Genomic DNA, 26,118 nt, shown 5'->3' with positions numbered 1-26,118 from the left:
TTAAGATCCAAATCAGAGGTGTCCCATTTTTCGCCGTATTAGCCAATTCTGTAAACAGCTTTTTGAAGATAGTCCAAAAGCTGAAGAGCACACACAGACAGGTCTTAGTTTAGAGGTCGTGCCTAGAAATGCGCACGCTATTTCTCGCAGACAGATCAGTGAAAATGCGATCAAAGTACTCTATAGACTACATAAGTCAGGCTTTAAAGCCTACCTAGTCGGTGGCGGTGTGCGCGATATCTTATTGGGTTTACAACCGAAAGATTTCGATGTCGTGACCAATGCAACGCCCGAAGAGATTAAGCGACTGTTCCGTAACTGCCGCCTCGTAGGCCGTCGTTTTCGTCTCGCTCATATCGTTTTTGGACGCGATGTGATCGAAGTTGCGACCCTGCGTGGACACCACGTCGATAGCGGCGAAAAGATCTCTAAGACCAATGAATCGGGTCGCCTGCTGCGTGACAATGTCTACGGCAGCATAGATGAAGACGCTGAACGTCGTGACTTTACCGTCAACGCGCTATATTACGATATTAGTGACTTCTCTATTCACAGCTATGGCGGTGGACTACAAGATTTAGAATCGCGCACTATCCGCTTGATTGGTGACCCAGAGACTCGCTACCGTGAAGACCCTGTGCGTATGCTTCGTGCAGTGCGTTTCGCAACTAAGCTGGGGATGAGCATTGAACCTAAGGCCGCAGAGCCAATTCAAGGCCTAGCACACCTGCTTAAAGATATTCCTGCCGCGCGTATGTATGAAGAAGTATTGAAGCTGTTTTTCGCAGGAAAAGCGCTTGAAAACTACCATATGATGCGAGAATTTGGTCTATTTGAGCCACTATTCCCTCAGCTTGAAGCACTGTTAAAAGAATATCCAAACGGTGAAACGGCTAAGTTATTACAAGAGATGATGGCAAATACCGATGAGCGCGTAGCGCAAGATAAGCCGGTTACACCAGCCTTCTTCTATGCAGCATTACTTTGGTACCCATTGAGCCAGCGCGCAGACGATATCGCACTGGAAAGTGGCCTAAGCTCTTACGACGCTTATAATGCCGCCATGGGTGATGTCATGGAGCAGCAATGCCGAACCATTAGCGTTCCGCGCCGCTTTAGCACTATCACTAAAGATATTTGGCAGCTACAACTTAGGTTCGAGCGAAACAGAGGCACTAAGGCCTTTAGATTTATCGAACATCCTAAGTTTAGAGCCGCATACGATCTGTTATTGCTACGAGCCCATGCAGAAGGTGGTGCTTTAGCTAAGAGTGCTGCTTGGTGGAAGAGCTTTGTTGAAGGCAATGAAGATCAACGTAATGTGATTTCTCGCTCTACCAATAAAGGTAGTCGTAACCGCAGCTCTAACCAACGTCGCCGCCGTAAGCCAAGCGCTAAATCGGCACCTAAATCTGCTGAATAATGGCGCAAGTCTATGTCGCTTTGGGCGCTAACTTAGCGGACCCAATTAGCCAGCTCAATAATGCCTGTGAGGCATTGTTGAGCTTGGCGCATGCAGATTCCTTCAGCGTTTCTTCCTATTATCGCTCAGTCCCTATGGGTGATGTCGAGCAGCCAGACTACGTTAATGCAGTCGCAGGCTTTCAGACCATGCTCGCACCCATTGCGCTACTCGATGCCTTGCAGAGTATTGAAAACCAGCAAGGCCGCGTGAGAGAACTACGCTGGGGACCGAGAACGCTCGATTTAGACCTATTGCTTTATGACAATCAGCTTATCGATACCCCTCGCTTAACCGTGCCCCATTATGGCATGCGTGAGCGCAGTTTCGTATTGGTACCGCTTGCCGATATTGCACCTGAGCTTATCTTGCCGGACAATACTCCACTTTCAAGTTTACTCAACGAGTCCTTGAGAGCCGAGCTTGTGTTAGCTCAAGCTCCGACGGCTGAATAAGTGACATTCAGCCGTTGCGATTTTCTGTTAGTATATTTCGCATCTGTTATATAAGGGTTTAACACCGAGATCATTGAAGTGAGCCCATGTTGGCCTATAACTACTTCACAAATTGGGTTAGAAAGTTACCATTATGTCCAAAATTACAAGTTCTACACTACGCACCTTCAAGCAAGAAGGTAAGAAGTTCACCGCATTAACGGCCTATGACGCCAGCTTTGCCGGCGCGTTCGATAGCGAAGGTATTGACGTGTTACTCGTCGGTGATTCTATGGGGATGGTACTGCAAGGACATAGCGATACCCTGCCAGTGACTGTCGAGGAAATTGCCTACCACACACGTTGCGTTCGTCGTGGTATCGAGCGTGCTCTGCTAATCGCCGACATGCCATTTATGAGTTATGCGACACCAGAGCAAACCATGATCAATGCCACCACGCTGATGCAAGCAGGTGCAAACATGGTTAAAGTTGAAGGTGGTAAATGGCTACTCGAGAGCGTAGCCATGCTAACTGAGCGCGGCATTCCAGTCTGCGCACACTTAGGCTTAACGCCTCAGTCTGTACACGTTTTTGGCGGCTTTAAAGTGCAAGGGCGAGATGCCGACAATGCTCAGCGCATTCTTGACGAAGCCAAGGCTCTAGAGGCGGCGGGAGCTCAACTGTTAGTGGTTGAATGCATACCGGCACCATTAGCCAAAGCGATTACCGACGCCCTGACTATTCCAGTTATCGGTATTGGCGCGGGTAAAGACACCGACGGCCAAATCTTAGTCATGCACGATGTACTTGGGATCTCTAGCGGTTATATTCCGCGTTTCTCTAAAAACTATCTCAAGCAGACGGGTGAAATTCGCGCCGCCGTTCGTGCCTATATTGATGAAGTCGCCCAAGGGATCTTCCCTGGTAGCGAGCACACCTTTAATTAATTTCTAATCATTCGCTCTCAGCCTATGGGTTGAGAGCCATTGTTTAAATTGAGTACCAGAGCAGTAAAACCATGATCACCACTCAATCTATTTCTGATATCCGCAAACAAGTAACTGCATGGCGACTAAAGGGCGAAACAGTTGCCTTTGTCCCAACTATGGGTAACTTGCACTTAGGGCATATCACCTTAGTTAAAGAAGCAAAGACACGTGCCGATCACGTGGTGGCTTCTATTTTTGTTAATCCAATGCAGTTTGGCCAAAACGAAGATCTCGACGCCTACCCAAGAACCTTAGCCGATGATCAAGCAGCGCTCATCGAAGCTGGCGCCGAGTTACTGTTCACCCCAACGCCGGATATCATCTACCCAAAAGGTATGGATGCGCAGACCTTTGTTGAGGTGCCAAGCATTTCCGATGAACTCTGTGGCGCCAGTCGCCCGGGTCACTTCAGAGGCGTGGCGACCATAGTTTGCAAGCTGTTCAACATAGTACAGCCTGACATTGCAGTATTTGGCCAAAAAGACTTTCAGCAGTTATTAGTGATCCGCACCATGGTAGAAGACTTATCTATGCCAATTGAGATTGTCGGCATCGAGACGATACGTGAAACCTCAGGCCTTGCCATGAGTTCTCGTAACGGCTACCTAACGACTGAACAAAAAGATCAGGCTTCGCAGATAAAACGCACCTTAAATAATATGGCCCTGTCGCTTAAAGCGGGCTTACTGATTAAGGATGTGGTCGCCAAGGCACAAGCAGAACTCGTGCATGTCGGCTTTAGAAACGATTATCTCGATGTGAGAAACGCCAATACTTTTGCCATCGCAACGGCTGCAGATAAAGACTTGGTCATTTTAGTCGCCGCTTACATGGGCTCGACACGACTAATTGATAATTTAGTGGTCAAGTTAGCCTACTAATATTAAGTTTGTTACAACAAAGCAATTTTAAGACAATTTTGCCTGCAAGAATTGAACGGTTCAAAATACAGTTTTGAGCCGTTTTTTATTGCCCTGCCAATGATTAAAACCTGCAGATTAACTAGCTTGTTTCTCGCCTATATATATGAGTTATCAACACTTTCAAAGTGCAATTATTTAGTGTCAAAAACTGGTGTTCTGCGTCAACTTAAGCCATAGTACGCATTATTGTTAAATATTGAGCATTATTGTTAAATAACAACAACGAATGATTATTGCTCGATGCAATCTTGCTGTTATCAGCTAAGCATTTTTATCAACTAAACGGTCAATAAGGATAGTTAGCCGGATGGCGAAAGTTATTTCCACTTTTCTATGCCTCGCTATTGCGGGTTCTGCGCAGGCAAGCAGTATTTTCAAGTGCATAAAAGACGACAAAATTGTCTTTAGTCAACAGTCATGCCCTGCAGAATTTCGCCAGCATAAAATTGAATACCAACTAGGGATCACCACAGAAACCGATTCCGATAAACGCATTAAAACCCAAGATCCGCTACAAGCTCTGCTCAACAAAAAAACCATCTCAAAGAAGCGTTTATTACAGCTGCTAGATAGCGAAGTGTATCGACTGCGCCAAGAAAATAGTTATTACGAAATACTCAGAGCCAGTGAACTGCAAAAACTGGATCGCGACCGCTATTGGCAGAAAAAAGCCCCTAGCGATCCTGAATACCAGGAATCTATCAAAGAGATGAATCAGCACTTTGACCAGCTTGTAAAGGTTAACTCAGGTACCATTGAGTTACTCAATGTTAGAAAACAGCAGATAGAAAAAGAGACGGCTGAGATATACTAAGCCTCCAGACCCGACTGCTACATTGATAGCACAGCCGTCTCACACGATTACGTCTGCAAGCTTACTCAAGGAGGCGAGCTGCTTTTGAATATCCACTCACTTACTTGGCCTATTTTTCTTAAACAGCCCCTGCAAGATGAGCTTATCTATCTAGATTCCATTGAAGAGTTTAGCGAGCAAGTTAGTTTGCTTGGCCTGCTCGATAACGTGTTTATTATCGACACTGACGGCAGCAGTTATCACATTAAATCTGACACCTTGCTAAGCCTATGCTCGCCACAACTGCCTATTGCTACACTAATAGACTGGGTGCGTTTACACGCAAGCCAAGCAGGACACTGCTGCACCAGTAAATTGACCGCGAACAATATTGCCCAGCTTTTTGAAATAGTAGCCTTTATCGAACAAGAGTCTTCATAAGCTCATTAAAGCAAAAAAGCCAGCAGTTAAACTGCTGGCTTTTTTCGGTCTAGATGGGGGCTATATATAGCCTAACTTCTCAAGCCGATACCACGAGAGATCAGGTAGTAGGCGACACTCCAAAGAGCGGCGCAGAAAGCCACCATGATGCCGATGGATAACGGCACACTCATATCTGCATAGCCTAAGAAACCATAGCGAAACACGTTAATCATGTACACTATTGGGTTTAGTGCCGACACACCTTGCCAAAAATCAGGCAATAAAGACAGCGAGTAAAATACCCCGCCCAAATAGGTCAAGGGGGTTAACACAAACGTGGGGACGATACTGATATCATCGTAGCTCTTGGCAAACACCGCATTGATTAAGCCACCAAGAGAGAACAAAATAGCCGTCAACAATACGGTTACCGCCACTAGTCCTAAATGATGAATGCTAATGTCGACAAAGAACATGGCCACTAAGGTAACGATAGTACCAACGCATAAACCACGGGCGACACCACCACCCACGTAGCCTGCAATAATGACATAATGAGGCACTGGCGCAACGATCAACTCTTCAAGGTTACGCTGAAACTTAGCACTGAAGAACGATGACACCACGTTAGAATATGAGCTAGTGATCACTGCCATCATGATCAAACCAGGGGCGATAAACTCCATATAAGAGACGCCGCCCATATCACCGATACGCTTACCCACCAAGTTACCGAAAATCAAAAAGTACAATGTCATACTGATTGCTGGCGGCACTAGAGTTTGCACCCAGATACGGGTAAAACGGTTGATCTCTTTGGTTAAGATACTTTTAAAAGCTGTGAAATACAGCGCTTTCATGTTCATTTCACATCTCCGCTATTCTTGCCCTTCTCGACTAACTCAACAAACAGTTCTTCAAGACGGTTGGCTTTATTACGCATAGACAAGACTTGAATACCTTGATCATTAAGCTGTACAAATACGCTGTTTAGGCCCTGTTCTTTAGCCACATCAACTTCTAATGTATGACTATCGAGCAAACGAGTTTGCACCCCAACAAGCTCAGGTATTTGAGTTAAATCGTCTTTTAAGTCAAGAACGAAGGTTTCCATATTCAAACGGCTCAATAAGGACTTCATACTGGTGCACTCCACCAGCACACCTTTGTCTATGATGCCGATATTACGGCACAACATTTCTGCTTCTTCTAAATAGTGAGTGGTGAGAATAATCGTCACCCCCTCAGCGTTAAGCTCGGTCAGAAAAGTCCACATAGAACGGCGCAGCTCAATATCGACGCCTGCGGTAGGCTCATCCAGAATAAGTAGCTTAGGTTCATGCATCAAGGCACGGGCAATCATCAAACGACGCTTCATACCGCCTGATAGCTCGCGAGCGGCGCTATTGCGCTTTTCCCACAAATCTAACTGACTTAAGTATTTCTCCGCTCTAGCCATCGCCACATCGCGCTTAACGCCGTAGTAGCCAGCCTGATTAACCACAATTTGCAGTACGGTTTCAAATTGATTGAAATTGAACTCCTGCGGCACCAATCCAATACACAGCTTCGCCAGCTCAAGCTCTTTATCGATATCATGTTCGAATACAGAAACGGTGCCTGAAGTCTTTTGTACCAGTGAGCTAATCACGCCAATGGTGGTCGATTTGCCTGCTCCGTTTGGGCCTAAAAGTGCAAAGAAATCACCTTTATTAACGGTTAAGCTAATCCCCTTTACTGCTTCGACTCCGCCTTTATAGGTTTTTTTTAGGGAGTCAATAACGAGGGCTGCTTGTGAATTTTCCATGGTTATTCCAATCCATTTGAAAATATATAAAAACTCCCGCGATTGCGGGAGTCATTGTATTAGGTTAGGTGCCAATCAACTCAGGTAACTTTACCTATGTAATCGCGCCGTAACGTAACTTCTAGTTTAGTCTTCTAACGGTACAACTTTAGCGATATACGGCAGGTTACGATACTGCTCCGCATAGTCGATACCATAGCCCACGATGAACTCGTCAGGGATAGTAAAGCCAATAAAATCGACTGGTACGTCAACTTCACGGCGTTCAGGCTTATCTAATAGCGTACAAAGCGCCAAACTCTTTGGCTCTCGTAGCAATAGCATATCGCGTACCTTGTTTAAGGTATTGCCTGAATCGATAAGATCTTCAACGATCAACACATCACGACCCTGAATTTCAGACTGCACGTCTTTAAGAATTTTTACGTCGCGGCTGCTGCTCATTTCGTTGCCATAGCTTGATACCGACATAAAGTCGATCTCAACATGACCTTTAATACGTCTACAAAGATCTGCCATAAAAACAACAGAACCTTTCAGTAAACCTACCATCAACAGGCGGTCGCTATCGGCATAATGTGCATTAATCTGCTCAGCCAAAATATCCAATTTTTGATCGATCTCTTCAGCAGTGATCATCACTTCAGTGGTGTGTTTCATAAAACTCTCAGTAGTCGATGTCGCTAACGTTATGCTTGTCATAACCCCAACGATTCGTTAGTGCATGGTTAACGCCCAAATGGTCAAGAATTCGAGCGACCATGAAGTCTACCAGATCTTCAACCGATTTGGGATTATGATAAAAGCCTGGTGCCGCAGGCATGATGGTTGCGCCTAGCCTAGAAAGCGACAACATGTGCTCTAAGTGTATGGCACTAAAAGGAGTTTCTCGCGGAACCAAGATTAACTGGCCGCGCTCTTTTATTACTACATCGGCGGCTCTTTCGAGTAAATTATTACTCATACCTGTGGCAACTGCCGCTAAAGTGCCTGTACTGCAGGGGCAGATGACCATCTGCTTAGGTGCGGCAGAGCCCGAAGCGGGCGGTGAAAACCACTCATCTTTGCCCAGTACAACAAGCTCGCCAGCGACTTCGCCAAATTGCGCCAGTAACTGCGCCTTGGCTTTTTCGCCATTTGCGCTTAATTGCAGCCCTTGCTCAGTAGCCAAAACCACTCGTGCGGCGGAAGAGATCATCAAGAAAACCTGATAATTACTTTTCAATAAAATTTCAAGCAGCCTTAAGCCATAGGGAGCGCCTGATGCGCCGGTCCAGGCTAAACTAATCGATTTGTCTGCTTTACGATATGTCCCACTCATGGCTATTTATTTACCTGTTTGATGACGAAGCTTAGCAAGCAGCTTTTGATGTAACCCACCAAAGCCACCATTACTCATAACAATAATAGTATCTGTGCTATTAGCTTGGGCAGATACCCGCTCAACAATCTCATCAATATCATATAAGACCTCAACCGGGATCGAGGCGCAGCTCATCGCAGCGCTAATATCCCAATCGATATTACCCGCTTGATACAAGTATGCATTGCTCGCCAAGCTCAGTGAGTTAGCTAGAGTATCTTTATGTACTCCGCTCTTCATGGTGTTAGAGCGCGGCTCTAAAATCACAGTGATCTTGCCGCTCCCAACACGGGCTCGCATGCCATTGAGCGAAGTGGTAATGGCTGTCGGGTGATGAGCAAAGTCATCATAGACTTCGATACCATTGACTGTATCTAGTAGCTCCATTCTGCGCTTTGGTGGTGCAAACTGGGTTAAGGCGGCAATTGCCGCCTCTGGTTTAACCCCCACATGCCTTGCTGCAGCAATAGCCATCACCGCATTTTCAATATTGTGCTGACCGATTAACTGCCAGTCCAAAATGCCTTGCGACTCACCATCGAAGAACACCTCAAATTTATGACCGTCTTCAGTCAAGTTAACCGCATACCAGCCCTGTGAGTTGCCACTCAAGTGATACTGCTCTTGCTCACTCCAGCAGCCCATATCGATAACTTGTTGCACACTATTAGCATCCGCAGGCCAGATAATCTTACCCTCACCCGGCACGGTACGTATGACATGGTTAAACTGACGCTGAATCGCCTTTAAATCATCAAAAATATCCGCATGATCAAACTCTAAGTTATTAATCACTAAGGTGCGTGGCTGGTAGTGCACAAACTTAGAACGCTTATCGAAAAACGCGCTGTCATACTCGTCGGCTTCCACTACAAAGAAAGGCGAGCCACCTAAGCGAGCAGACACACCGAAGTTTTGTGGCACGCCGCCAATCAAAAAGCCTGGCTCATAGCCGCAATCTTCTAAGATCCACGCCAACATACTCGATGTCGATGTCTTGCCGTGGGTGCCCGCTACTGCCAATACCCAGCGCTGAGGCAAGATATGCTCGGCAAGAAACTGTGGCCCAGAGGTGTATTTAAGGCCGCGGTTCAATACCGCCTCGACACAAGGATTGCCACGGCTCATGGCATTGCCAATTACCACAAGATCTGGCGCATCATCCTCACTGCTTCCGAGTTGTGATGGATCGAAGCCCTGAATAAGCTCAATCCCTTGCTCTTCGAGTTGCGTGCTCATCGGAGGATAAACATTGGCATCGCTGCCTGTGACCTTGTGCCCTTCTGCTCTAGCTAATAAGGCTAAGCCACCCATGAAAGTGCCACAAATTCCTAAAATATGTACGTGCATGCCTGCCACTCTGAAGAATGAAAAATCTGCCTCATTCTAACCAATTGCAACGAGTTTTGTCAGTTAACTATAAGTTTAAAATTGCTCCTGTCTGTATCGGGGCTAATTGAGCTAAGTTCCTTTTCGTTAACTCCCGCTATCGCACCATTTTTTCACTGCGTTTCAGTTCACACTTCTCACTAAAATTTTGACAAATAAACGCGCCCTATCACCTTGCTAGACAGCGACTATTTAAGCATTCGATTACATACTGTATAACAGCATTTTAAAAGCTATTACCTATGGCTAGCCCTTGAGTCGGATGTCTATCGGCTAAAGGTTATTGCGCTTATCTTCTTAAAGGAACCCGCTATGTTTTTCATACATATGCTGCTGTTATTAACTGTTATATTTGTGGGGATCCGCCACGGTGGTGTGGCCTTTGGCTTGCTTGGTGGTCTGGGCGTATCGGTATTAGCCTTCGTATTTGGCATAGCACCTGGCACACCACCTATCAACGTGATGTTGATTATTCTGGCTGTGGTTGCAGCATCGGCTACTCTTGAAGCCACTGGCGGTTTGAAACTACTGGTACGTTACGCCGAAAAACTACTGCGTAAACACCCGAATCAAATTGTATTTCTAGGCCCACTTTGCACCTATTCATTAACGGTATTGGTCGGCACGGGCCATTCTGTTTATCCACTATTACCTGTTATCTATGATGTCGCCTATAAGAAAGGTATTCGTCCTGAGCGTCCTTTAGCCGTCGCGACTATCGCCTCACAAATGGGGATTACCGCCAGCCCAATCGCTGCTGCAGCGGCGGTAGTGATTGCGACCTCGATGGAAAACAACTTAGATATCAGCCTAGTGGACGTGCTTCTGGTGACTATTCCATCGACATTAATCGGTGTGTTAGTCGCTGCGGCTTGGAGCCTTAATCGTGGTAAAGATCTCGATAAAGACCCTGAATTTCAGGCTCGCATGCAAGATGAAGAGTTTAGAAATAGCCTGCTCGATAGCGAAGTTGAATCGAGCGATTCGAATCAAAACGACAGCACCGCCAAGAAAGGCTTAAGTATCTTCCTATTGGGTATATTGTCAGTGATTGCACTCGCTATGTTCAGCGACCAATTACTACCTGAAGGCGTGAAAATGTCGGTAGCGATTCAGTTTATGATGCTATCTGTGGGCGCTGTGATTCTACTCGCAACCAAGATTGATCCTAAGAAGATCGTTCACAGTAATGTATTCATTGCCGGCATGACGGCGGTGATCATCATCTTTGGTATCGCATGGCTTAGCGACACCATTATTGGCCATCACAAGTCTTATTTAATCGAATCGGTTAGCGATGTCGTCCACGCTCATCCTTGGTCATTTGCCATCGCGATGTTTACCGCCTCGGTATTCTTAAAGAGTCAGGCGGCCACTTTAACCATCATGTTGCCCCTCGGCTTCTCGTTAGGGATCCCTGCTCCGGTACTTATCGGTGTCTTGCCAGCTTGTTACGCCTACTTCTTCTTCCCGTTCTACCCAAGTGACTTGGCTGCCATCAGCTTCGATAGAACCGGCACCACACATATTGGTAAGTACATAGTGAACCACAGCTTTATTATGCCAGGCTTTATCGGTGTGATAACGGCAACTGTCATTGGTTACTCCATATCTATGATGATTAACTAGTTTCAGCATAAGCTAGCTGCTTTAATAGCAAATTGCAGTTAAGCTCTAGGCGCCCATCGTGGCGCCTTTTCATTAGCTTATTTACTTGTGAGAGTCCTATGAGCCACCAATTTTCTGACAATGACAGCCAGTTACTCGCTGAAATTATTCGTCTTAGACGAGATATAAGAGGTAATCGCTTCCTATCTAAGCCTGTCGATGATGACATTATTGATAAGCTCATTGATGCAGCATTGAATGCGCCATCTGTTGGCTACTCCCAGCCCTGGAAATTTGTGGTGATCCGCGAAGAAGCGACCAAACAACAGGTGCACCAATCTTTTGTAAAGGCCAACGCAGCTGGCCGTGCACAGTTTACAGGAGATAAAAATGCCCAATACAAGCAGCTCAAACTCGAGGGCATATTAGAAGCGCCTGTTAACCTTGCGGTTTTTTACCAGAGCCAATCTACCCCGGTGCTTGGGCAAACTAGCATGCCTGATATGGGCAGGTTTAGCGTCGTCTGCGCCATTCAAAATATTTGGCTTATGGCGCGCTCACTCAATGTTGGTGTGGGTTGGGTCAGCATCGTCGACCCAGATGCCGTCAAACAAGCACTTAACGCCCCTCTGAATGCCGAGTTAATTGGTTACCTTTGCATCGGCTATGTCGCAGATTTTCTCGATGAACCTGAGTTAAAAACCGCCGGGTGGGAAAAGCAAAGAAGCAAAGCCGAGGTGATATTTAACGAAGGCTTTAAATAAGCTTATATGTCGCTTGCGTTATTTAATAGACTCGAGCGACTGCAAAAAAATAAAATAAAAAATAACCCTTTTCAAAAATGACTACGTTTATAGCTAACAAGAGAAACGAGAAAGCATACCGAATTACACTTTTTGGAGTCATTATGAAATCATCAATTATCGCAGCCCTTATCTCAGGCCTTATCGCTTCAACGAGTATGGTTGGCACGGCTCAAGCCGCAGATGTCGATTTTCCACACTTAAACACAATAGGCACTAGCCAACTCACCGTAACAGCCGACATGGCAGAGGTGAATGTTGAAGTGGTGATTAAAGCTAAAACGGCCCAAGACGCTAAACGTGAGTCTGATAAAGCTGTGGCTAACTTTTTAGCCCGTCTTGAAAAGGCTGGGATCGATAAAGCCCTTATTCAAAGCGCCAATATCAACCTTCAACCGCAATACCATTATCAAAAAGACAAGCCAAATCAACTTATCGGTTATAGCGCTAACCGCCGTATTACAGTTACAGTCATGGATCTTGCCAAGCTCAATAACATTCTCGATTCAGCGCTAGAGCAAGGGATCAACCGCATCAATAATATCGCCCTCAAATCGAGCAAAGAGACTGAGTATGTTGAGCAAGCTAGAATGGCGGCGATTAAAGATGCCCAGCAAAAAGCCAAGATGCTGGCCGAAGGCTTTGGTGAGAAACTCGATGGCGTATGGGAGATCAGCTATTTTGAGCAGCGTCCAATTCAGCCAGTGATGTTAAGAATGAATTCAGAAGCAAAAAGCTTCGATGCGGCTCCAAGCTATCAACAAGGCAAGGTTACGATTCAAGACAGAGTCGAAGTGACTTATCGTCTAAAATAATCATTTATAATAGCCGCTTAAAATAACCGACTAAAGTAGTCGCTAAAAATCGACCAAACAAAAAGGCTTACCTCACGGTAGGCCTTTTAAATTGGTGAACTGTCCCGTCCTGAGATAAGTTGACACATTGGAGACTTATCTATGAAACCTTCAGGTTCTATCAGCAATAAACGTACTCAGCGTGATTACACATTAGGCTTTAAATTAGCCGTCGTCAGCCAAGTAGAAAAAGGCGAGCTGACCTATAAGCAAGCTCAAGACCACTATGGTATCCAAGGAAGAAGTACCGTCCTTACATGGTTACGAAAGCATGGTAGATTAGACTGGTCCCAGCCTATTGAGCACTCTCCTATGTCTAAATCTAAAGAAACGCCAGCCCAGAAAATTAAGCGATTGGAGAAGCAAGTCTCTAATCTAGAAATGAAAAACATGATTTATGGCGATATGGTCGAGTTGCTTAAAAACGAATACGGCATCGATTTAGAAAAAAAGTACTTAGCCGAACGCTCTGGTTCGCCAAAGTAAAAGGCACCATAAAGTTAGCCACAGCGAGTCGGCAGTTCAACTTATCTAGACAAGCAATTTATCAATGGAAACAACGCAGAACGGCAAAAGCTGAAACGCTTAAACCTGTGATGAAGATGGTCATGTATTGGCGCCAGTTTATGCCTAGAGTGGGGACGCGCAAGCTCTACCAGCTCATCAAGCCACAACTGATAGAACAAGGGATAAAGCTCGGTAGAGATGGGTTATTTCAGTATTTGAAGCAACAAAATATGCTGGTAAAACCCAGAAAAAATTACACTAAAACGACCAATAGCCATCACTGGCTAAGAAAGTATCCCAACTTACTAAAAGACAGAGCGGTCAAGCGTGTTGAAGAGGTGCTCGTTAGCGATATCACCTACGTGAAATCAGATGAGGGGACGCACTATTTGTCTCTGGTAACAGATGCGTACTCAAGAAAGATAATGGGATATGAGTTAAGCCATGAAATGAAAGCTTGTGACGTGGTCAAAGCATTGAATATGACGATAAAGAATCGTCAGACAACAGGCGATGCCATTCACCACTCAGATAGAGGGATGCAGTACTGCTCAGCTGAGTACCAGGAGACGTTAGCGGCAAATGGTATTACTCCGTCCATGACAGATGGATATGACTGCTACCAAAATGCACTTGCAGAGCGGGTTAATGGGATTTTGAAGCACGAGTTTTTGCTTTATCGCTGCCGTACGATGAAGGAGCTCGATATGTTAATCAAAGAGTCGATAGAGACTTATAACCATTTAAGGCCGCATCTTAGTTTAGGGATGAAAACCCCTAATGAAGTACATAAAAAAGCCAGTCGGGAGTTCCAACTGGCTTAATAAAAACCGTCAACCTATTTTAGGACTAGACAAACACATCTTACAGGGTATAACGCACTCCGACTGCAATACCGTCGTCTTCAGTCAGTGCTTGCCTTGCCTCAAGACCTGGAGTTGAGCTAGAGAAGTCACTAAAGTCTACCCGCCCTTCTAGATAGAAGATAACGCTGTTATCCCAAATATAATGCACACCAGCAAAGGCAAATTGTCGCTTAAACACATCTCCGGGATGAGCAGCTTCGTACTTATCTCCCGCCTCTAAGATATTGTAAGACGCCAAAATTTTCACGTTATTATCGAACAGATACGATGCGATAGACTCTAAGCCGATCGCCTCTTGCAAGAAGCGGCCTATGTTATCGGTATCGTGAAACTCATTGGCGTTTACGTTTGCCGCGACATAAAACCCGTAGCTATCCCAGTTGCCCCAACTGGCTCCCACGCCATAGATATAATCGGTTTCAGAAATCACCACTCCAGAAGCCGTTGTCCCCTCAGGCTCACCAAAGTTACCGCCAGCGGTCAGGGTTAGCATCTCGGTTGCCTCATAGGTCAAGCCTATGCCGTAGGTATTGTCATACTCAGTCATCACCAATCGGTTAGGACTATTCGAGCCATCATCTTCGATATCAGAGACACTATTTTTAAGCTGCATCTGAATCGCCATGCTAAAGTCACCGAAGCCATTACGGTATTGGATGACCTTGTCACCACGACCAACACCATTGATGGCACCATCCGATTTGTTATAGGTGTAAGTTCCCGATGCATTACCATCCCAAACGAAGCCATAGTTGGTGTTATACACCACATCGTACCAGGCCCCCCACTGCTTACCTATAGTAATAGAGCCGTATGCATCATGGCTCAGACCCACATAACCAAGACGATTATTTAGAAAGTCGCCACTTTTAGTTTCGAAGTTACTCTCACTGCTATACGCAATAGTGCTATTACCGAATGGATTGACGCCCCACTCCAACTTTGCATAGGTTGTCCAATCATTCGACATATCACGAGTAAAGGCGAAATTAATCCGTGAACTACCGTTAACCACTTCGGTCACGCCTTGGGTATCGATGACACGAGCATCAATATACCCCCCTATCTGGAATACATTCTTATCATCTTTAAAAACATCTACAGCTGAACAAGTTGGCACAAAGGCCAATGCGGTAAAGGGTAATATTGCTAGCGCTTTTTTCATGGGATTTCCAACCTTAGTTATCAATTCATCATTCCATTAAGCGAGCACCTTAGCGGTCATAGAGTAGCGTTCGTAGCCTGATAAAATTCAACACTCGCTAAACAAAAAACATAGCAAACAAATGACTGAATACAAGTTTGAATCCCAGTAAATCATTAAAAGAAGGGCCATTAGGCCGAATAGGGGGAAGCAAAAAAGCCTAGCACAAGACTAAGCGTTAGGCGGGTTAGGCTTAAGCAAACTGTTCAATAAGATAGACTCTATTCTTACCAGAGAACTTGGCCTTATAGAGTCCCTTATCTGCCAGATTAACCAGATCGGTTAAGCGAGTTTGAGGCGGTTTTAATGCAGCCACACCTATACTTACCGTCAGTTCGATAACCACATCATCGAACTTAAATGCCTGAGAGGCTATGCCTTCACGTAAACGTTCAGAGATAAGAATCGCGTCAGCCTCAGTGACATCTGGCAGTACAATTAAAAATTCTTCGCCGCCGATTCGGCCAATAAGATCGCAATCTCTGAGCCAACGCTCTCCGCGCTTGGCAACAGCTTTTATCGCCAGATCGCCCACCTGATGGCCATACTGATCGTTAATAGACTTAAAGTTATCGATATCAAAAATGATCACCGCTAAGGGATGCTTCTTCTTGATAGCCCTGTCGATCATTCTCTGGCCTCGGTTGAACACATGAGCGCGATTAGCGATACCAGTTAAGAAGTCAGTTTGTGCACTGTGTTTAAAGGCTTTACGAGATTGCCACAGAAACAAAATTGCAATCAGAAGTACCGTAGCTACCAAGAAGAAGAGGCTCACCCTTAAGTCATAGATCCGCTGTTTATCTGCCACGGCCGCTAGGCTCAATTCGTTAATGGCCAATTTGTTCGCCAGTAACTGATTCTCAAATTCGGCGAGTGTAGAGTTATGCTCTAACGCCAAGTCGATCACCTCATTATCTATGATCTGTTTATTCTTTTGCCGTTCCTTATCAATCACCTCTAGCAAGGCGTTTATCGCAGATAAATACTGCTGCTGCTCCAAGGCTATAATGGCATCAGCCTTGAGCGTCATACTGCTCATATTCTTAGGGAATGTGCTGTCTTGCTTAAAAATGCGTGCCATGGCCGCCGCTTGCTCTACATCACCACTTCGTAAATATGCCTGGGCCAGAAACAGGTAACTACTCGTGATAAAATATTGTTCTCGGGTGGTGTCCTTGAGGGAGATGGCTTGCTCTAAGTGCTCAATCGCATCGACATAATTATGGGTGGCTAATTCTACGCGCCCCGCATTTAGGTGAGCGAAAAAACCAAAGTCGTTAAATTCAGAAGCTTTAACCGCCAGTAAAAACTGCTGTTCAATATTATCTCGCGCCTTTTCCCAATCTCCCAGCTTAACCGCTTCGCTGATCATGTTATGCAGCATATTAAACATGTCTTGGGTATCGTCTATCTCGCTCCAATTTTGATAGGCTTTCTCAAAGTTCACATAACCACGTTTATGTAGACCTACCGTACGATAGAGTGAACCGGTGGCATTAAAGATCATTGCCTTACGGTTATAATTCGCTTTGTCTTCAGTATCGATTAACAACATGGCTTCATCTAGCAGAGCGATGCCATGATGCACATTCGTGACCTTATTAAAGCAAAAAGCATTCTGAGTTAAGCTCTTAGCTAATAACTCTCTGTTGCTTTGCCGCCTAGCTAGCACCAACGCCTTTGCCCTGTCGCTACAATAAACTTCAGGATCGTTCGTCTGTAAATAGCGTGCAAAAGAACGCCCTAGATAGCTCTCAATTAGCAATTCTGAGCCCATGAGTGGCTTAGCCAGCACTATTGCCATGTCGTAGCTTGCAATCGATTGCTCAAGCAGGCGGTTACGTGCGTATTGCTTGCCGTAGAGAAAATGTAACTTAGCCCTGTTGTATGCCGTGGTGCTAATAGGCTCGAGTTGAAACTCGTTGAGCAGTGTCAGGGCATCACTTGGAGATGAGTCAGAAAGCTGTTGCTCTAACTTAAGAAAGGGGCTGGCTGCGTGCACCTGAAGACTCATAACGGAGGCAGAACTTGCCACCATAAAGAGCGTAATGATCTTTAGCCATTTTTTTGCAATGTACACCCGGAATCCAGTTTGTTTACAATCAACGCCAACAAGCTTAACACATTGAATTACCAGATTTACAGAGGGGATTTTACAGAAGGTGCTAGGTTTAAGAGAAGGTGCTAGTTGCAAGGAAAAGCAAAGACGGTAATAGCCGAGTAGAGCCGGAAAAAACAATATCATTCTAGCTCGGCATTTATGCCGTCAGAGATTAAAAGTAGGTTCTAGATCCTAGGGACAAGTTATATCTCATCAAGCATTTTCGGCTCAAATTGCTCAGCCGAAGCTGTTAAACCAAGCGCGGCTATCTTGTCATTTAACTGTGCGAGATCCTTTTCCACCGTAGATATGGTGAGCGTGTTATTGTCTAGAGTGTAGACCTGCTTAAGGCTAGCAAAGTAGAAACTCAAGATAATAAACGCATTCAGTTCTTCATTATCTGCGGCTAACTTTATCTTAGCCAGCTTACGATATATCTGGTTATGCAGCTGCTTTAAGCGCCACACATAATAGACCTCACGCATAAAAGGCTTATGCTTTTGAGTATTCAATACGCCACCACAAGTCATTAACGCTAAGATGACCCCAATCAAGTTCAGGTGAAAGTTACCGGTAGACTCACCACTTACGCTTGCAGGCGCACCAAAGAAGTGAATTAAGATTGCACCGAAGATCAGTGCCAAGATAGCCAGACTAGCCACAAACCCCATGATCACCAGATTGGTGTTCTTACGATAGGTTTGCTTATCAACATCCATCAGTTGCATATGGGTTCTCTTTTTATTTAACTAAAAATTTAAATATTTAAGCTTATAGGTAATGCTAGCTACTGCTGTACCTTGAGGCAGAGCTTAGCATCTAATGCTAAATTCTAAATGAAATTTCCTAACAAAATCACTTAGGTCTGCATAAAACCATTTGAAATTACTCCCCAACCTAGGCAACTTAAGCCAAAGCTGAAATAAGCCAACCGAGTTCACAACTTTTGCTAAAGTCGACGTTAGCAGTAAAAACATCTAGACGTCTAAATTGACAGACGTCTTTCGATCTCATATCCTCTCAACTATTGAGATGTACCATTCTATGATTTAGCTCAGGCTAATAAGTAGTTTGTTCCAGCTAGGAGGGCAATGGGAACAATGGTTCGAAGCTAGGTTTAATATAAGAGAGATAACATTGACGACTTCAAATAATGCCCCAGAAGCCCAAAACGTAGCAGCAAGCACTGCTCCATCATTTTTAGCCCTAACGCCGCTATTTCTATTTCTAGCCCTATTTATTGGTGCAGGCGTTTACTTTCAAAGCCAAGGTGTAGACTTTGCCTTTTACCAGTTACCGAGTGTAGTAGCGATTCTACCCGCTATTATTTTTGCTATTTTGATTTCAAAGCAAAAGCTTAACCAATCAATAGAAACCTTTTTAAACGGTATTGGCCATTCAAATATCATCGCCATGTGTATGATCTATTTGCTGGCTGGCGCCTTTGCTGCGGTAGCAAAAGCCACTGGCGGTGTCGATGCTACTGTCGCACTGGGTCTATCTTTAGTGCCTTCAAACTTGTTACTACCAGGGTTTTTCGTAATTGCCGCCTTTATTGCAACCGCGATGGGTACCTCTATGGGCACAATTGCGGCCGTTGCTCCAATTGCTTTAGGCGTTGCTAACGAAGCACAAATCGACTTAGCCATCATGGCGGGTGCGGTAATATCGGGGGCACTATTTGGTGATAATTTATCGATTATCTCTGATACCACCATTGCAGCCACCCGTACTCAAGGCTGTGAGATGAAAGACAAGTTCAGAGAAAACCTGATCTTCGCCATCCCAGCATCAATCATTACCTTAGTGATTTTCACTTTAGCAGGCCAAGGCCAAGCAGATGTAGCAGCGCAAGAGATCGACTTCGTTAAAGTCATTCCTTACCTAACCATTTTGTTCTTGGCAGTTGCTGGTCTTAACGTATTCGTAGTGCTAACCATAGGTATTTTATTGGCGGGTATTACAGGCATCGCCACCATGGATTACGGCGTGATCCAATTCGGTAAAGACATCTATGCCGGTTTTGGTAGCATGCAAGAGATCTTTATCCTGTCTATGCTAGTCGGTGGTTTAGCGGCACTAATGCAGCAACAAGGTGGTCTAGCATTTGTTAGCCAGCAGATTGAAAAACTAATTACACGTTTTTCTAAAGCCAAAGGCGAAGCATCATGCCGCGCATCAGAGCTTGGAATGGCCGGTATTGTTGCGGCAACTAACACCTGTGTGGCAAACAACACGGTATCGATTGTAGTTACTGGTGACATTGCAAAAGATCTTGCCCAAAAACACGGTGTCACGCCAAAGCGTGCAGCCAGCATATTAGATATTTTCTCTTGTATCATTCAGGGTCTTATCCCATACGGCGCTCAAGCACTACTCGTGGCCTCAACCTTTAGCCTATCTCCATTAGATGTGGTCACCCACGCTTGGTACTGTATGATCTTGGCAGTTGTAGCAGTCGTGATAGTGATATTTCGTAAGCGTAAGTAGGCCGTAAACGTAAATAGTCAGCCCATTTAATACATATTGGGTATAAAAGTGAGTTCTGACTCAACGCATTCTATAATCAAGGAGTACATGAATATGTACTCCTTTTTTTGGGGCTAAATGAATAGCAATCACAATCGAAACCGGAACTGGCATGGAAGATAAATTGCGAGAGCAATCAATGCAGTATGATCTGCACCGCTTAGCGGTAATGTTGATTTTTCTCGGAGCAGTAATAGCAGTAACGGGCGTCTCTTTATCTGTGTGGTTTGAATTTCAAAAAATTGGTTTCGAGGTGATAAACAAGCGAGCAGATTTACTAGGTGATTACACTTACACTCGCTACGCCTTTATTTACAACATGTCTCTAATGGTAGCGGGGTTATGCATCCTGCTATCCATGATTACTTTATTCCTACTAAAGCTAGGGTACTTTAGCCGGTATTTATCATATATAGGGATATGGGTAGGCTCTTGCGTGGTTCTGATGGGAATTTTCCCTATCAACTACTTAGAAACTCACCGACTGATTTCAACCGGCTTCTTAGTCGGGACCCTTGTCATGTATTTTCTCTGTATCATCGCTAAGTTTAAGGATAATTCAGCTTTTAGCTGGCCGGTTTTTTTTATCAGTGTTTTAGGCTTTATCGCATCATCATGGCTGGTTTTTCAGTTAAACTGGCATACCTTAGACTTCAAGCCATGCGACAAACATTATCCCCAAGCGAGTTACTGCTGGATAGCCATTACTCTCTGGGCACAAACCAATATTGTGTTGTTCTGGTGTCTTGCCCACGCATGGAGCATACGCCAAATGGCCATCAATGATTACCGTGAACTCACACAGAAATATTTAGCTAAAGAATAACAGCCACAATTAATGAGACTCGCAAAATACCTTGCCTTAACCGGCTGCTGTTCACGTCGCGCCGCGACCCGCTTAATCAGAGACGGCTTAGTTCGTATCGATGAGCGCCTCGCTAACCACGTCGATAGCGTCACCCTAATCGACACGCCAATAGGTCAGCGCAGCATCGAGCAGATCTATGTTAACGATGAACCGATTCGTGTCGTCGAAGCCAAAGCCTACTGGCTATTTAATAAAGCCGTCGGCACAGATAGTCGTCTGCTAGCGCACCTGCCAAACAGCTTATTACACCTGTTGCCGGAGTCTCCACGGCTCTACCCTGTCGGTCGTCTCGATAAAGACAGCCGCGGCTTACTGATCTTAACCAACGATGGCGAATTAACTCATAAGCTAATGCACCCTGATTTTGGTCATGCTAAGACTTACCATGTGCAAGTTGACCGCCCTTTCGATGATGCTTTTCTTGTAAACATGGCCGCTGGGGTGAGTTATAAAGATGTCGTCACTTTACCTTGTATCATGCAGCGTTTAGCTGCTGATAAATATGAGATTACTTTGACTCAGGGGCTAAATCGTCAGATACGCCGCATGTCACAGGCGTTGGGGTTTAAGGTTATCGACCTTAAACGGGTATCGATTCAGAGTTTACAGTTAGGGGATTTGCCTGAAGGGTCTATGCGACCTCTGAGTTCAGCTGAATTGGCTGACTTGTTGGATTCTGTTGCTTAGGTTCTAGGTTAGAGTTAACCATTAAACTTGTTCTTACCAAGCTGCGCTTGATAGTTCCAACTAACCTACTTTGGACAAAAGCAACTCACTACGGCGAAGCCATGTGCTAATAAGCGAGAGCTAGAGATAGCGAACTGGCCGTTAAACCCAGATGTTATTGGAACGCAGAGGGCATGAAGCAAGACAATGGCTCAAAACTTTTGAGCCATTAGATTAACCTTACTCAAAGGAAAGCAAACTTTACTCTATTCAAACAGCCATGAGATATGAGATATGAGCCGTGATTAGTTTCTAATAAAATCCAGCAGATGCAAACAGGCAAAAATAGCGTGGACCACAATAAAGCCGATAAAGCCTTGTGCAAACTGAATATGGTAACCGCGCCACATCAGCGCATCGCTGCCCCCTTGAGTCGCAAACCAGGCTATACCAGTGATACCGACGGCCAAAAACAGCAGCATGCCAACACCCTCGACCACACTAAACAGACCTCGGCCGCCAGCAATTGGGAGCTTGCCTTTAATTATTCCTAGGATGTCACTCTTAAGCTGAGAAAAGTCAGCAATCAACCAAGGAAAATACTGGCGCCACTTGCCCTTGAGGCAAGTGGTGATCACAAAGGTAATCGATAAGAAAGCGCCAATGAGCCCGAGATAAACATGGCTCTGATCCCAGAAACTGGCATTGGCGCGTAGGCTGCGACCAATCAATATCGAACCACTGGTAAAAATTAAATAGGCGCTAATAACAATGATAAGCACGTGCTGCAAATCAATATACTTTCTCGCTAAGCGTTTAAACATAGACTGCGCCATATCTCTTCCTTTGCTTAAGCCGTTACCACCAATTGATGAATAGAGTCGACGTAGGCATCAACCTTATTCCAGTCGGTATACTCAATATTAGTATCAGCCGCTGTTGGACCTTTAGTCATCCACATAATAAAACGAATAATGTTTCTATCCATAGCGCCATAGCTAGGATAATTCAGACTACCGCCAAACACTTCAGCGATATCAGGAACCCAAGGCGACTTTTCAAAGAAGGCGCGCATATAAGGGTTAGTCTCTGCGGTATTTTTTAACGGCTTACGTGCCACCAAGTTAACCGAAAAGAAGCTGCTTGGCTTTTGCTCTAACTCTGCCTGATGCGCCTCAATAAAGTCATAAACTGCGGCGTTATGTTTACCGTGACGGATACTCGCCCCGATAATAATTTTGTCAAATTCACCTAAGTCGACTTTATCTGCAATATTCACCGCTGTGACGCAGTTGCCAACCGCTTTCAGTTTATCTTCTAGGTAGCCACAAATTTTACGAGTCTGGCCATGTACACTTGAGTAAACGATAAGAATTTTGCTCACCAGACATCTCCCATAAGTTCAAAAATTGAAAGTGAATAGAATCAATAAATAAATCATAGGCGATTTGGTTGGAAGATTACATGAAACAGATCACGAGGTGCGGTGCAATAAATCGAATTAGCTTTACCTACCTCACAAAATCAACAGCGAAACTCCTCAAAAGAGGTAGCCCCGCTGTTTTTGCGTTTACTGAGTGCGTTTCAGTTATGCATTTTGTGATTATAGGGACATCAAGAAATCAATAACTTGCGCGCGTTCCTCTGCCGTTAACGCCATAAAATCTTGCTGACTTTTTTCAGCTTCACCACCGTGCCATAAGATAGCTTCTTCGAGGGTCGCCGCGCGGCCATCGTGCAGGAATCCGGCTTGCGGATTAACGGTCTGTGTCAAGCCTATTCCCCATAAGGGACGAGTGCGCCACTCGTTTCCATCGGCTAAGAAATCTGGACGACCATCTGCCAACCCCTCTCCCATATCATGCAGCAGCATGTCACTGAAAGGATAGATGGTTTGACTCTTATGACTGTCACTCATCTCCACGCCGCCAACATCACCCGACGCCTTTGTGACAAAGCTTGGAGTATGACAACCCGTACAGTTAAGCTGCTCGAACAGTCTTGCCCCTTCACGCACATCAAGATCATCGACATTTCGTCTAGCAGGGACGGCTAAAGTCTCGGCGTAGAACACCACTGAATCACTGAACTCGGCGCTGGCTTCTGGTTCACCATCGATCCCCGCTCCCGTATCTACAAAGCCTGTGCGCACTAAGTAGGAGTCATGCAGCGCGGTACCGGCAATGCTTTCATCTGGAAATAAGGGGTTAGTGATCCCCATATCGCCGCGTAACGCCCCGAGTGATTGCACTCGCACACTTGGGGTGTTGGCCTTCCAGCCAAAACGGCCGAGCGATACCGGGTTAGTATCACCCGCTTTGGCTTTAATCGCATCGAAGACATAGTTAGCTCGGCCCGATATACCGTCGTTATTACTATCCACCGCATCGACATTGGCTAGAATATCCGCCTCTGAGATAGCCTCTAGCAAGCCTAAGCCAAACACTGGCATGCCATTACGCCAGCCCATGAGTACATCGTCTTGCAGCAAATTAGAGGTCAGATTACTGCTCGCCATAGTCTCACCTGGCGCATCGTATGGGTTTTCCACCTCAAACTTAGGCTTTTTCAAAGTAACACTGCTGCCATCGCTATAGCTAACTTGCTTAGTTTCATAAGATAGATAGACATCAGCCTGACCAATAAACTGATTTTGCTGCCAATCATCGCGGGCCTGCAATACGCCGCGGTGAAACAACTGCCCACCAAAATCGGGCACGGCAATAGGGGCGCAATAATCATTTGCGGCCGTACCTGTTACACACGGCTCATTAGGCGCCAGACTAATTCTTAAGAATATGCCCGCATCTGACCCTAGCTTAATCCGCGTTTCACCGCTCGCAACTATGGGGGTCGAATTTCGACCATCACGCTGATGGCAAGAGTTACAATCGGCATTATTAAATACTGGCCCTAGGCCATCTAGCTCTGGGTGAGCGCTGTTAGGCGCCGTGGTAAAGGCGGTCTCAAAGCTTAAGTCACCTTCAAGGTGCAGCGCCAACTCCTCATCGCTTAAGTTAGGAGCTGGGGTTGAAAAACCGTGACCAGACTCAGATGCATCGAAGGTAGTGGTGTCACCACCAGAGGCCTTGATGTCGGTATAGGCTGGGTAAATTTTCTCTTCAGGCTTTGGCGTTTCCTCATCACCTGAGCCGCCACAAGCAGTTAAACTCACTACACCCAGCAAGACCCCATGCAAGGCGATCCCCTTAAGCGAGCTGTTTTTTTTATTTCGTTCAGTTGTCATCAGCTGTTCCATACACAGTATTGTTAAGCGGTTTATTTGCAAAGCATTAGAAGTAACCACCTAAAAAACAAGGGAATTATCCAAATAAAAAGGAGGCCTTAAGGCCTCCTCATACACTCATGCTTTAGATATTCCACTCTTTAAGCAGTGGCAGGACATCTGACTCTAAACTCGCTTGTAACTTAGTAAGTGCATCGACTGCAGTTTGAATACGAACGCGGCCATCGGCATCTGAAATCGCTTGACGGAAAGGCATATTATTATCGCCGGCAATCGCTTCAATCTTACTGATGGCATCATCGATCTCATCCTTAACGCGAGTCGCTAGCTCAGGGTTTGCCGCATCGACAAAATCGATGATCCCTTGCTTATCGGCATTGCCTTCTAGCTCGCCCAAATAAACGTTGCGAACGCCTACGATATTGTCGCTAAAGTCGGTGAGCGAGTTCCAAGAGTACTGAGACTCCACTTTAGAAGTGTCGGCCTTAGCGAGTGACTCACCAAATGGATCAGCAATCTTCCCGTTACCCACTTCGTCGACGATGCCAATCATGCCGTTAACCAGCTCCTCTACTACACCCACTTCAGAGCTGTAGAAAGTATTGCCATCGGCTCCAGAGTTTTTCAGTAACTCACCGTAAGCTTTACCGTTTTGTCCGTCATGGCTAATTAGCCATGCGTCATCGAGTGTCTTAGTGTAATCACGAAAGACTTCGGCTAGCCCCATTAAATAGTCACGCTCATTTACCGTGAGCTCGCTAATGGTCTTAGTGTTGTCGGCTACACCGTCACCAAACAATAGGTATTCCATGGTGTGGAATCCCTGTACATCATCGTTCCAACCTTTAATAGTTTCGGCATCAAAACCTGCGTTGTTAGCCAGCACTGTGGTTAAGTCTGTGGTGTTCAGCGGCCAGCTATCAAGATGCGGGTCAATACCGAGTGAATCGACTGGACCAAAGATATGCGACTCTCCTTGCTCCCATGGCTGACGCGCCGCCTTCCATGCCGCTTGCGCCGCTTCTAAATTCGCCTGAGTCGGTGTAGCAACCAGAGTCTGCGTAGCTTGCAGCATAGCCTCACCACGAACGGCTAAGTTCGAGTAGCCCGCCACAATCACATCATCAGTGAGATTAGCCACCATGTCTGTTGCTGAAAACGTAAAGCCCGTTTCAGGTATAACTTCTGGTGTGCTGTCATCCGAGCCAGAACCGCCACAGCCAGCAAGTGCAGAAATAAGCGCGATGGCTACCACTGATTGAGTAAAATGTTTCATT

At 45.5% G+C, this 26,118-nt stretch carries 25 protein-coding genes; 13 read left to right on the top strand and 12 right to left on the bottom strand.

All coding sequences use genetic code 11. The features are described from left to right. Nucleotides 1-118 precede the first annotated feature (118 nt). The 6 genes from pcnB (at nucleotide 119) to SPEA_RS03650 (ending at nucleotide 5,044) form a co-directional block, all read left to right on the top strand. The gene (gene pcnB / locus SPEA_RS03675) at nucleotides 119-1,423 is read left to right on the top strand and encodes a polynucleotide adenylyltransferase PcnB (protein WP_012153959.1); all 1,305 of its coding nucleotides are present in this window, start codon (nucleotides 119-121) and stop codon (nucleotides 1,421-1,423) included. Beyond that, complete coding sequence (gene folK, locus SPEA_RS03670; RefSeq protein ID WP_012153958.1) at nucleotides 1,423-1,917, top strand: 2-amino-4-hydroxy-6-hydroxymethyldihydropteridine diphosphokinase; 495 nt, start codon at nucleotides 1,423-1,425, stop codon at nucleotides 1,915-1,917. The genes pcnB and folK overlap by 1 nt, the downstream gene beginning before the upstream one ends. Before the next feature lie 133 nt (nucleotides 1,918-2,050). Continuing rightward, on the top strand, nucleotides 2,051-2,845 hold the full coding sequence (panB, locus tag SPEA_RS03665; protein WP_012153957.1) for a 3-methyl-2-oxobutanoate hydroxymethyltransferase: 795 nt from the start codon (nucleotides 2,051-2,053) through the stop codon (nucleotides 2,843-2,845). Between the two features lie 71 nt (nucleotides 2,846-2,916). Next, nucleotides 2,917-3,768 carry a pantoate--beta-alanine ligase gene (gene panC, locus SPEA_RS03660; RefSeq protein ID WP_012153956.1) on the top strand — a complete coding sequence of 284 codons (852 nt, stop codon included), beginning with the start codon at nucleotides 2,917-2,919 and terminating at the stop codon, nucleotides 3,766-3,768. Between the two features lie 349 nt (nucleotides 3,769-4,117). After that, nucleotides 4,118-4,624 carry a hypothetical protein gene (locus tag SPEA_RS03655; protein ID WP_012153955.1) on the top strand — a complete coding sequence of 169 codons (507 nt, stop codon included), beginning with the start codon at nucleotides 4,118-4,120 and terminating at the stop codon, nucleotides 4,622-4,624. Nucleotides 4,625-4,708: 84 nt separating this feature from the next. Further along, the gene (locus SPEA_RS03650; protein ID WP_012153954.1) at nucleotides 4,709-5,044 is read left to right on the top strand and encodes a DUF4144 family protein; all 336 of its coding nucleotides are present in this window, start codon (nucleotides 4,709-4,711) and stop codon (nucleotides 5,042-5,044) included. Between the two features lie 71 nt (nucleotides 5,045-5,115). Here SPEA_RS03650 and SPEA_RS03645 read toward each other — a convergent pair whose 3' ends face one another. The 5 genes from SPEA_RS03645 to mpl form a co-directional block, all read right to left on the bottom strand. After that, the gene (locus tag SPEA_RS03645) at nucleotides 5,116-5,886 is read right to left on the bottom strand and encodes an ABC transporter permease (RefSeq protein ID WP_223296600.1); all 771 of its coding nucleotides are present in this window, start codon (nucleotides 5,884-5,886) and stop codon (nucleotides 5,116-5,118) included. A 2-nt stretch (nucleotides 5,887-5,888) separates the two neighbouring features. Further along, a complete protein-coding gene (locus SPEA_RS03640) occupies nucleotides 5,889-6,833 on the bottom strand; it encodes an ABC transporter ATP-binding protein (protein ID WP_012153952.1) in 945 nt (314 codons plus the stop codon). A gap of 126 nt (nucleotides 6,834-6,959) precedes the next feature. Beyond that, entirely contained in the window at nucleotides 6,960-7,493 is a 534-nt protein-coding gene (gene hpt / locus SPEA_RS03635; RefSeq protein ID WP_012153951.1) for a hypoxanthine phosphoribosyltransferase, read from the bottom strand. Between the two features lie 7 nt (nucleotides 7,494-7,500). Beyond that, nucleotides 7,501-8,154: a flavin prenyltransferase UbiX gene (locus SPEA_RS03630; protein ID WP_012153950.1), complete on the bottom strand. Its 654-nt coding sequence runs from the start codon at nucleotides 8,152-8,154 to the stop codon at nucleotides 7,501-7,503. A gap of 6 nt (nucleotides 8,155-8,160) precedes the next feature. Next, nucleotides 8,161-9,546, bottom strand: coding sequence for a UDP-N-acetylmuramate:L-alanyl-gamma-D-glutamyl-meso-diaminopimelate ligase (gene mpl / locus SPEA_RS03625; RefSeq protein ID WP_012153949.1), 1,386 nt, complete (start codon nucleotides 9,544-9,546; stop codon nucleotides 8,161-8,163). A gap of 351 nt (nucleotides 9,547-9,897) precedes the next feature. On the opposite strand from mpl, the gene SPEA_RS03620 reads away from it, so the two are divergent. The 4 genes from SPEA_RS03620 to SPEA_RS03600 all read left to right on the top strand — a co-directional run bounded on the left by SPEA_RS03620 (nucleotide 9,898) and on the right by SPEA_RS03600 (nucleotide 14,181). Next, nucleotides 9,898-11,214, top strand: a complete 1,317-nt coding sequence (locus SPEA_RS03620; protein ID WP_012153948.1) for an anaerobic C4-dicarboxylate transporter — start codon at nucleotides 9,898-9,900, stop codon at nucleotides 11,212-11,214. A 98-nt stretch (nucleotides 11,215-11,312) separates the two neighbouring features. Further along, nucleotides 11,313-11,957 (top strand): 5,6-dimethylbenzimidazole synthase, encoded by a 645-nt coding sequence (gene bluB / locus SPEA_RS03615; RefSeq protein ID WP_012153947.1) that lies wholly within the window; start codon nucleotides 11,313-11,315, stop codon nucleotides 11,955-11,957. Nucleotides 11,958-12,100: 143 nt separating this feature from the next. Beyond that, nucleotides 12,101-12,811: an oxidative stress defense protein gene (locus SPEA_RS03610; RefSeq protein WP_012153946.1), complete on the top strand. Its 711-nt coding sequence runs from the start codon at nucleotides 12,101-12,103 to the stop codon at nucleotides 12,809-12,811. Between the two features lie 141 nt (nucleotides 12,812-12,952). Further along, nucleotides 12,953-14,181, top strand: a protein-coding gene (locus tag SPEA_RS03600; RefSeq protein WP_086024290.1) for an IS3-like element ISSpe3 family transposase whose coding sequence is annotated in 2 segments (ribosomal slippage) — nucleotides 12,953-13,304 and nucleotides 13,304-14,181 — 1,230 coding nt in all. Because the reading frame shifts where the segments join, the coding sequence is not laid out codon by codon here. Between the two features lie 40 nt (nucleotides 14,182-14,221). Here the strand turns inward: SPEA_RS03600 and SPEA_RS03595 are convergent. From SPEA_RS03595 to SPEA_RS03585, 3 genes are all read right to left on the bottom strand, one after another. After that, nucleotides 14,222-15,388, bottom strand: coding sequence for a porin (locus tag SPEA_RS03595; protein ID WP_012153945.1), 1,167 nt, complete (start codon nucleotides 15,386-15,388; stop codon nucleotides 14,222-14,224). A gap of 232 nt (nucleotides 15,389-15,620) precedes the next feature. Continuing rightward, on the bottom strand, nucleotides 15,621-17,510 hold the full coding sequence (locus SPEA_RS03590; protein WP_223296565.1) for a tetratricopeptide repeat-containing diguanylate cyclase: 1,890 nt from the start codon (nucleotides 17,508-17,510) through the stop codon (nucleotides 15,621-15,623). Nucleotides 17,511-17,734: 224 nt separating this feature from the next. After that, on the bottom strand, nucleotides 17,735-18,259 hold the full coding sequence (locus SPEA_RS03585; protein ID WP_012153943.1) for a DUF3087 domain-containing protein: 525 nt from the start codon (nucleotides 18,257-18,259) through the stop codon (nucleotides 17,735-17,737). A gap of 409 nt (nucleotides 18,260-18,668) precedes the next feature. Between SPEA_RS03585 and SPEA_RS03580 the strand changes: the two genes are divergently transcribed. From SPEA_RS03580 to SPEA_RS03570, 3 genes are all read left to right on the top strand, one after another. Then, nucleotides 18,669-20,021, top strand: coding sequence for a Na+/H+ antiporter NhaC family protein (locus SPEA_RS03580; RefSeq protein WP_041410829.1), 1,353 nt, complete (start codon nucleotides 18,669-18,671; stop codon nucleotides 20,019-20,021). A gap of 151 nt (nucleotides 20,022-20,172) precedes the next feature. Continuing rightward, nucleotides 20,173-20,886, top strand: coding sequence for a hypothetical protein (locus tag SPEA_RS03575; protein ID WP_012153941.1), 714 nt, complete (start codon nucleotides 20,173-20,175; stop codon nucleotides 20,884-20,886). A 12-nt stretch (nucleotides 20,887-20,898) separates the two neighbouring features. Then, nucleotides 20,899-21,615, top strand: a complete 717-nt coding sequence (locus tag SPEA_RS03570; protein WP_012153940.1) for an RNA pseudouridine synthase — start codon at nucleotides 20,899-20,901, stop codon at nucleotides 21,613-21,615. Between the two features lie 284 nt (nucleotides 21,616-21,899). Here SPEA_RS03570 and SPEA_RS03565 read toward each other — a convergent pair whose 3' ends face one another. From SPEA_RS03565 to SPEA_RS03550, 4 genes are all read right to left on the bottom strand, one after another. Next, on the bottom strand, nucleotides 21,900-22,430 hold the full coding sequence (locus SPEA_RS03565) for a cytochrome b/b6 domain-containing protein (RefSeq protein WP_012153939.1): 531 nt from the start codon (nucleotides 22,428-22,430) through the stop codon (nucleotides 21,900-21,902). 14 nt (nucleotides 22,431-22,444) lie between these two features. Further along, complete coding sequence (gene hemG, locus SPEA_RS03560; protein ID WP_012153938.1) at nucleotides 22,445-22,978, bottom strand: menaquinone-dependent protoporphyrinogen IX dehydrogenase; 534 nt, start codon at nucleotides 22,976-22,978, stop codon at nucleotides 22,445-22,447. Nucleotides 22,979-23,197: 219 nt separating this feature from the next. Beyond that, entirely contained in the window at nucleotides 23,198-24,841 is a 1,644-nt protein-coding gene (locus SPEA_RS03555) for a di-heme oxidoredictase family protein (RefSeq protein ID WP_223296564.1), read from the bottom strand. A 124-nt stretch (nucleotides 24,842-24,965) separates the two neighbouring features. Continuing rightward, nucleotides 24,966-26,117, bottom strand: coding sequence for an imelysin family protein (locus SPEA_RS03550; protein ID WP_012153936.1), 1,152 nt, complete (start codon nucleotides 26,115-26,117; stop codon nucleotides 24,966-24,968). Nucleotide 26,118: the final 1 nt, after the last annotated feature.

The sequence above is a fragment of the Shewanella pealeana ATCC 700345 genome (genome assembly GCF_000018285.1).
Classification (GTDB): Bacteria; Pseudomonadota; Gammaproteobacteria; order Enterobacterales; family Shewanellaceae; genus Shewanella; species Shewanella pealeana.
The sequence above is the reverse complement of the archived record's forward strand: the minus strand, read 5'-3'. Positions and strand labels throughout refer to the sequence as shown.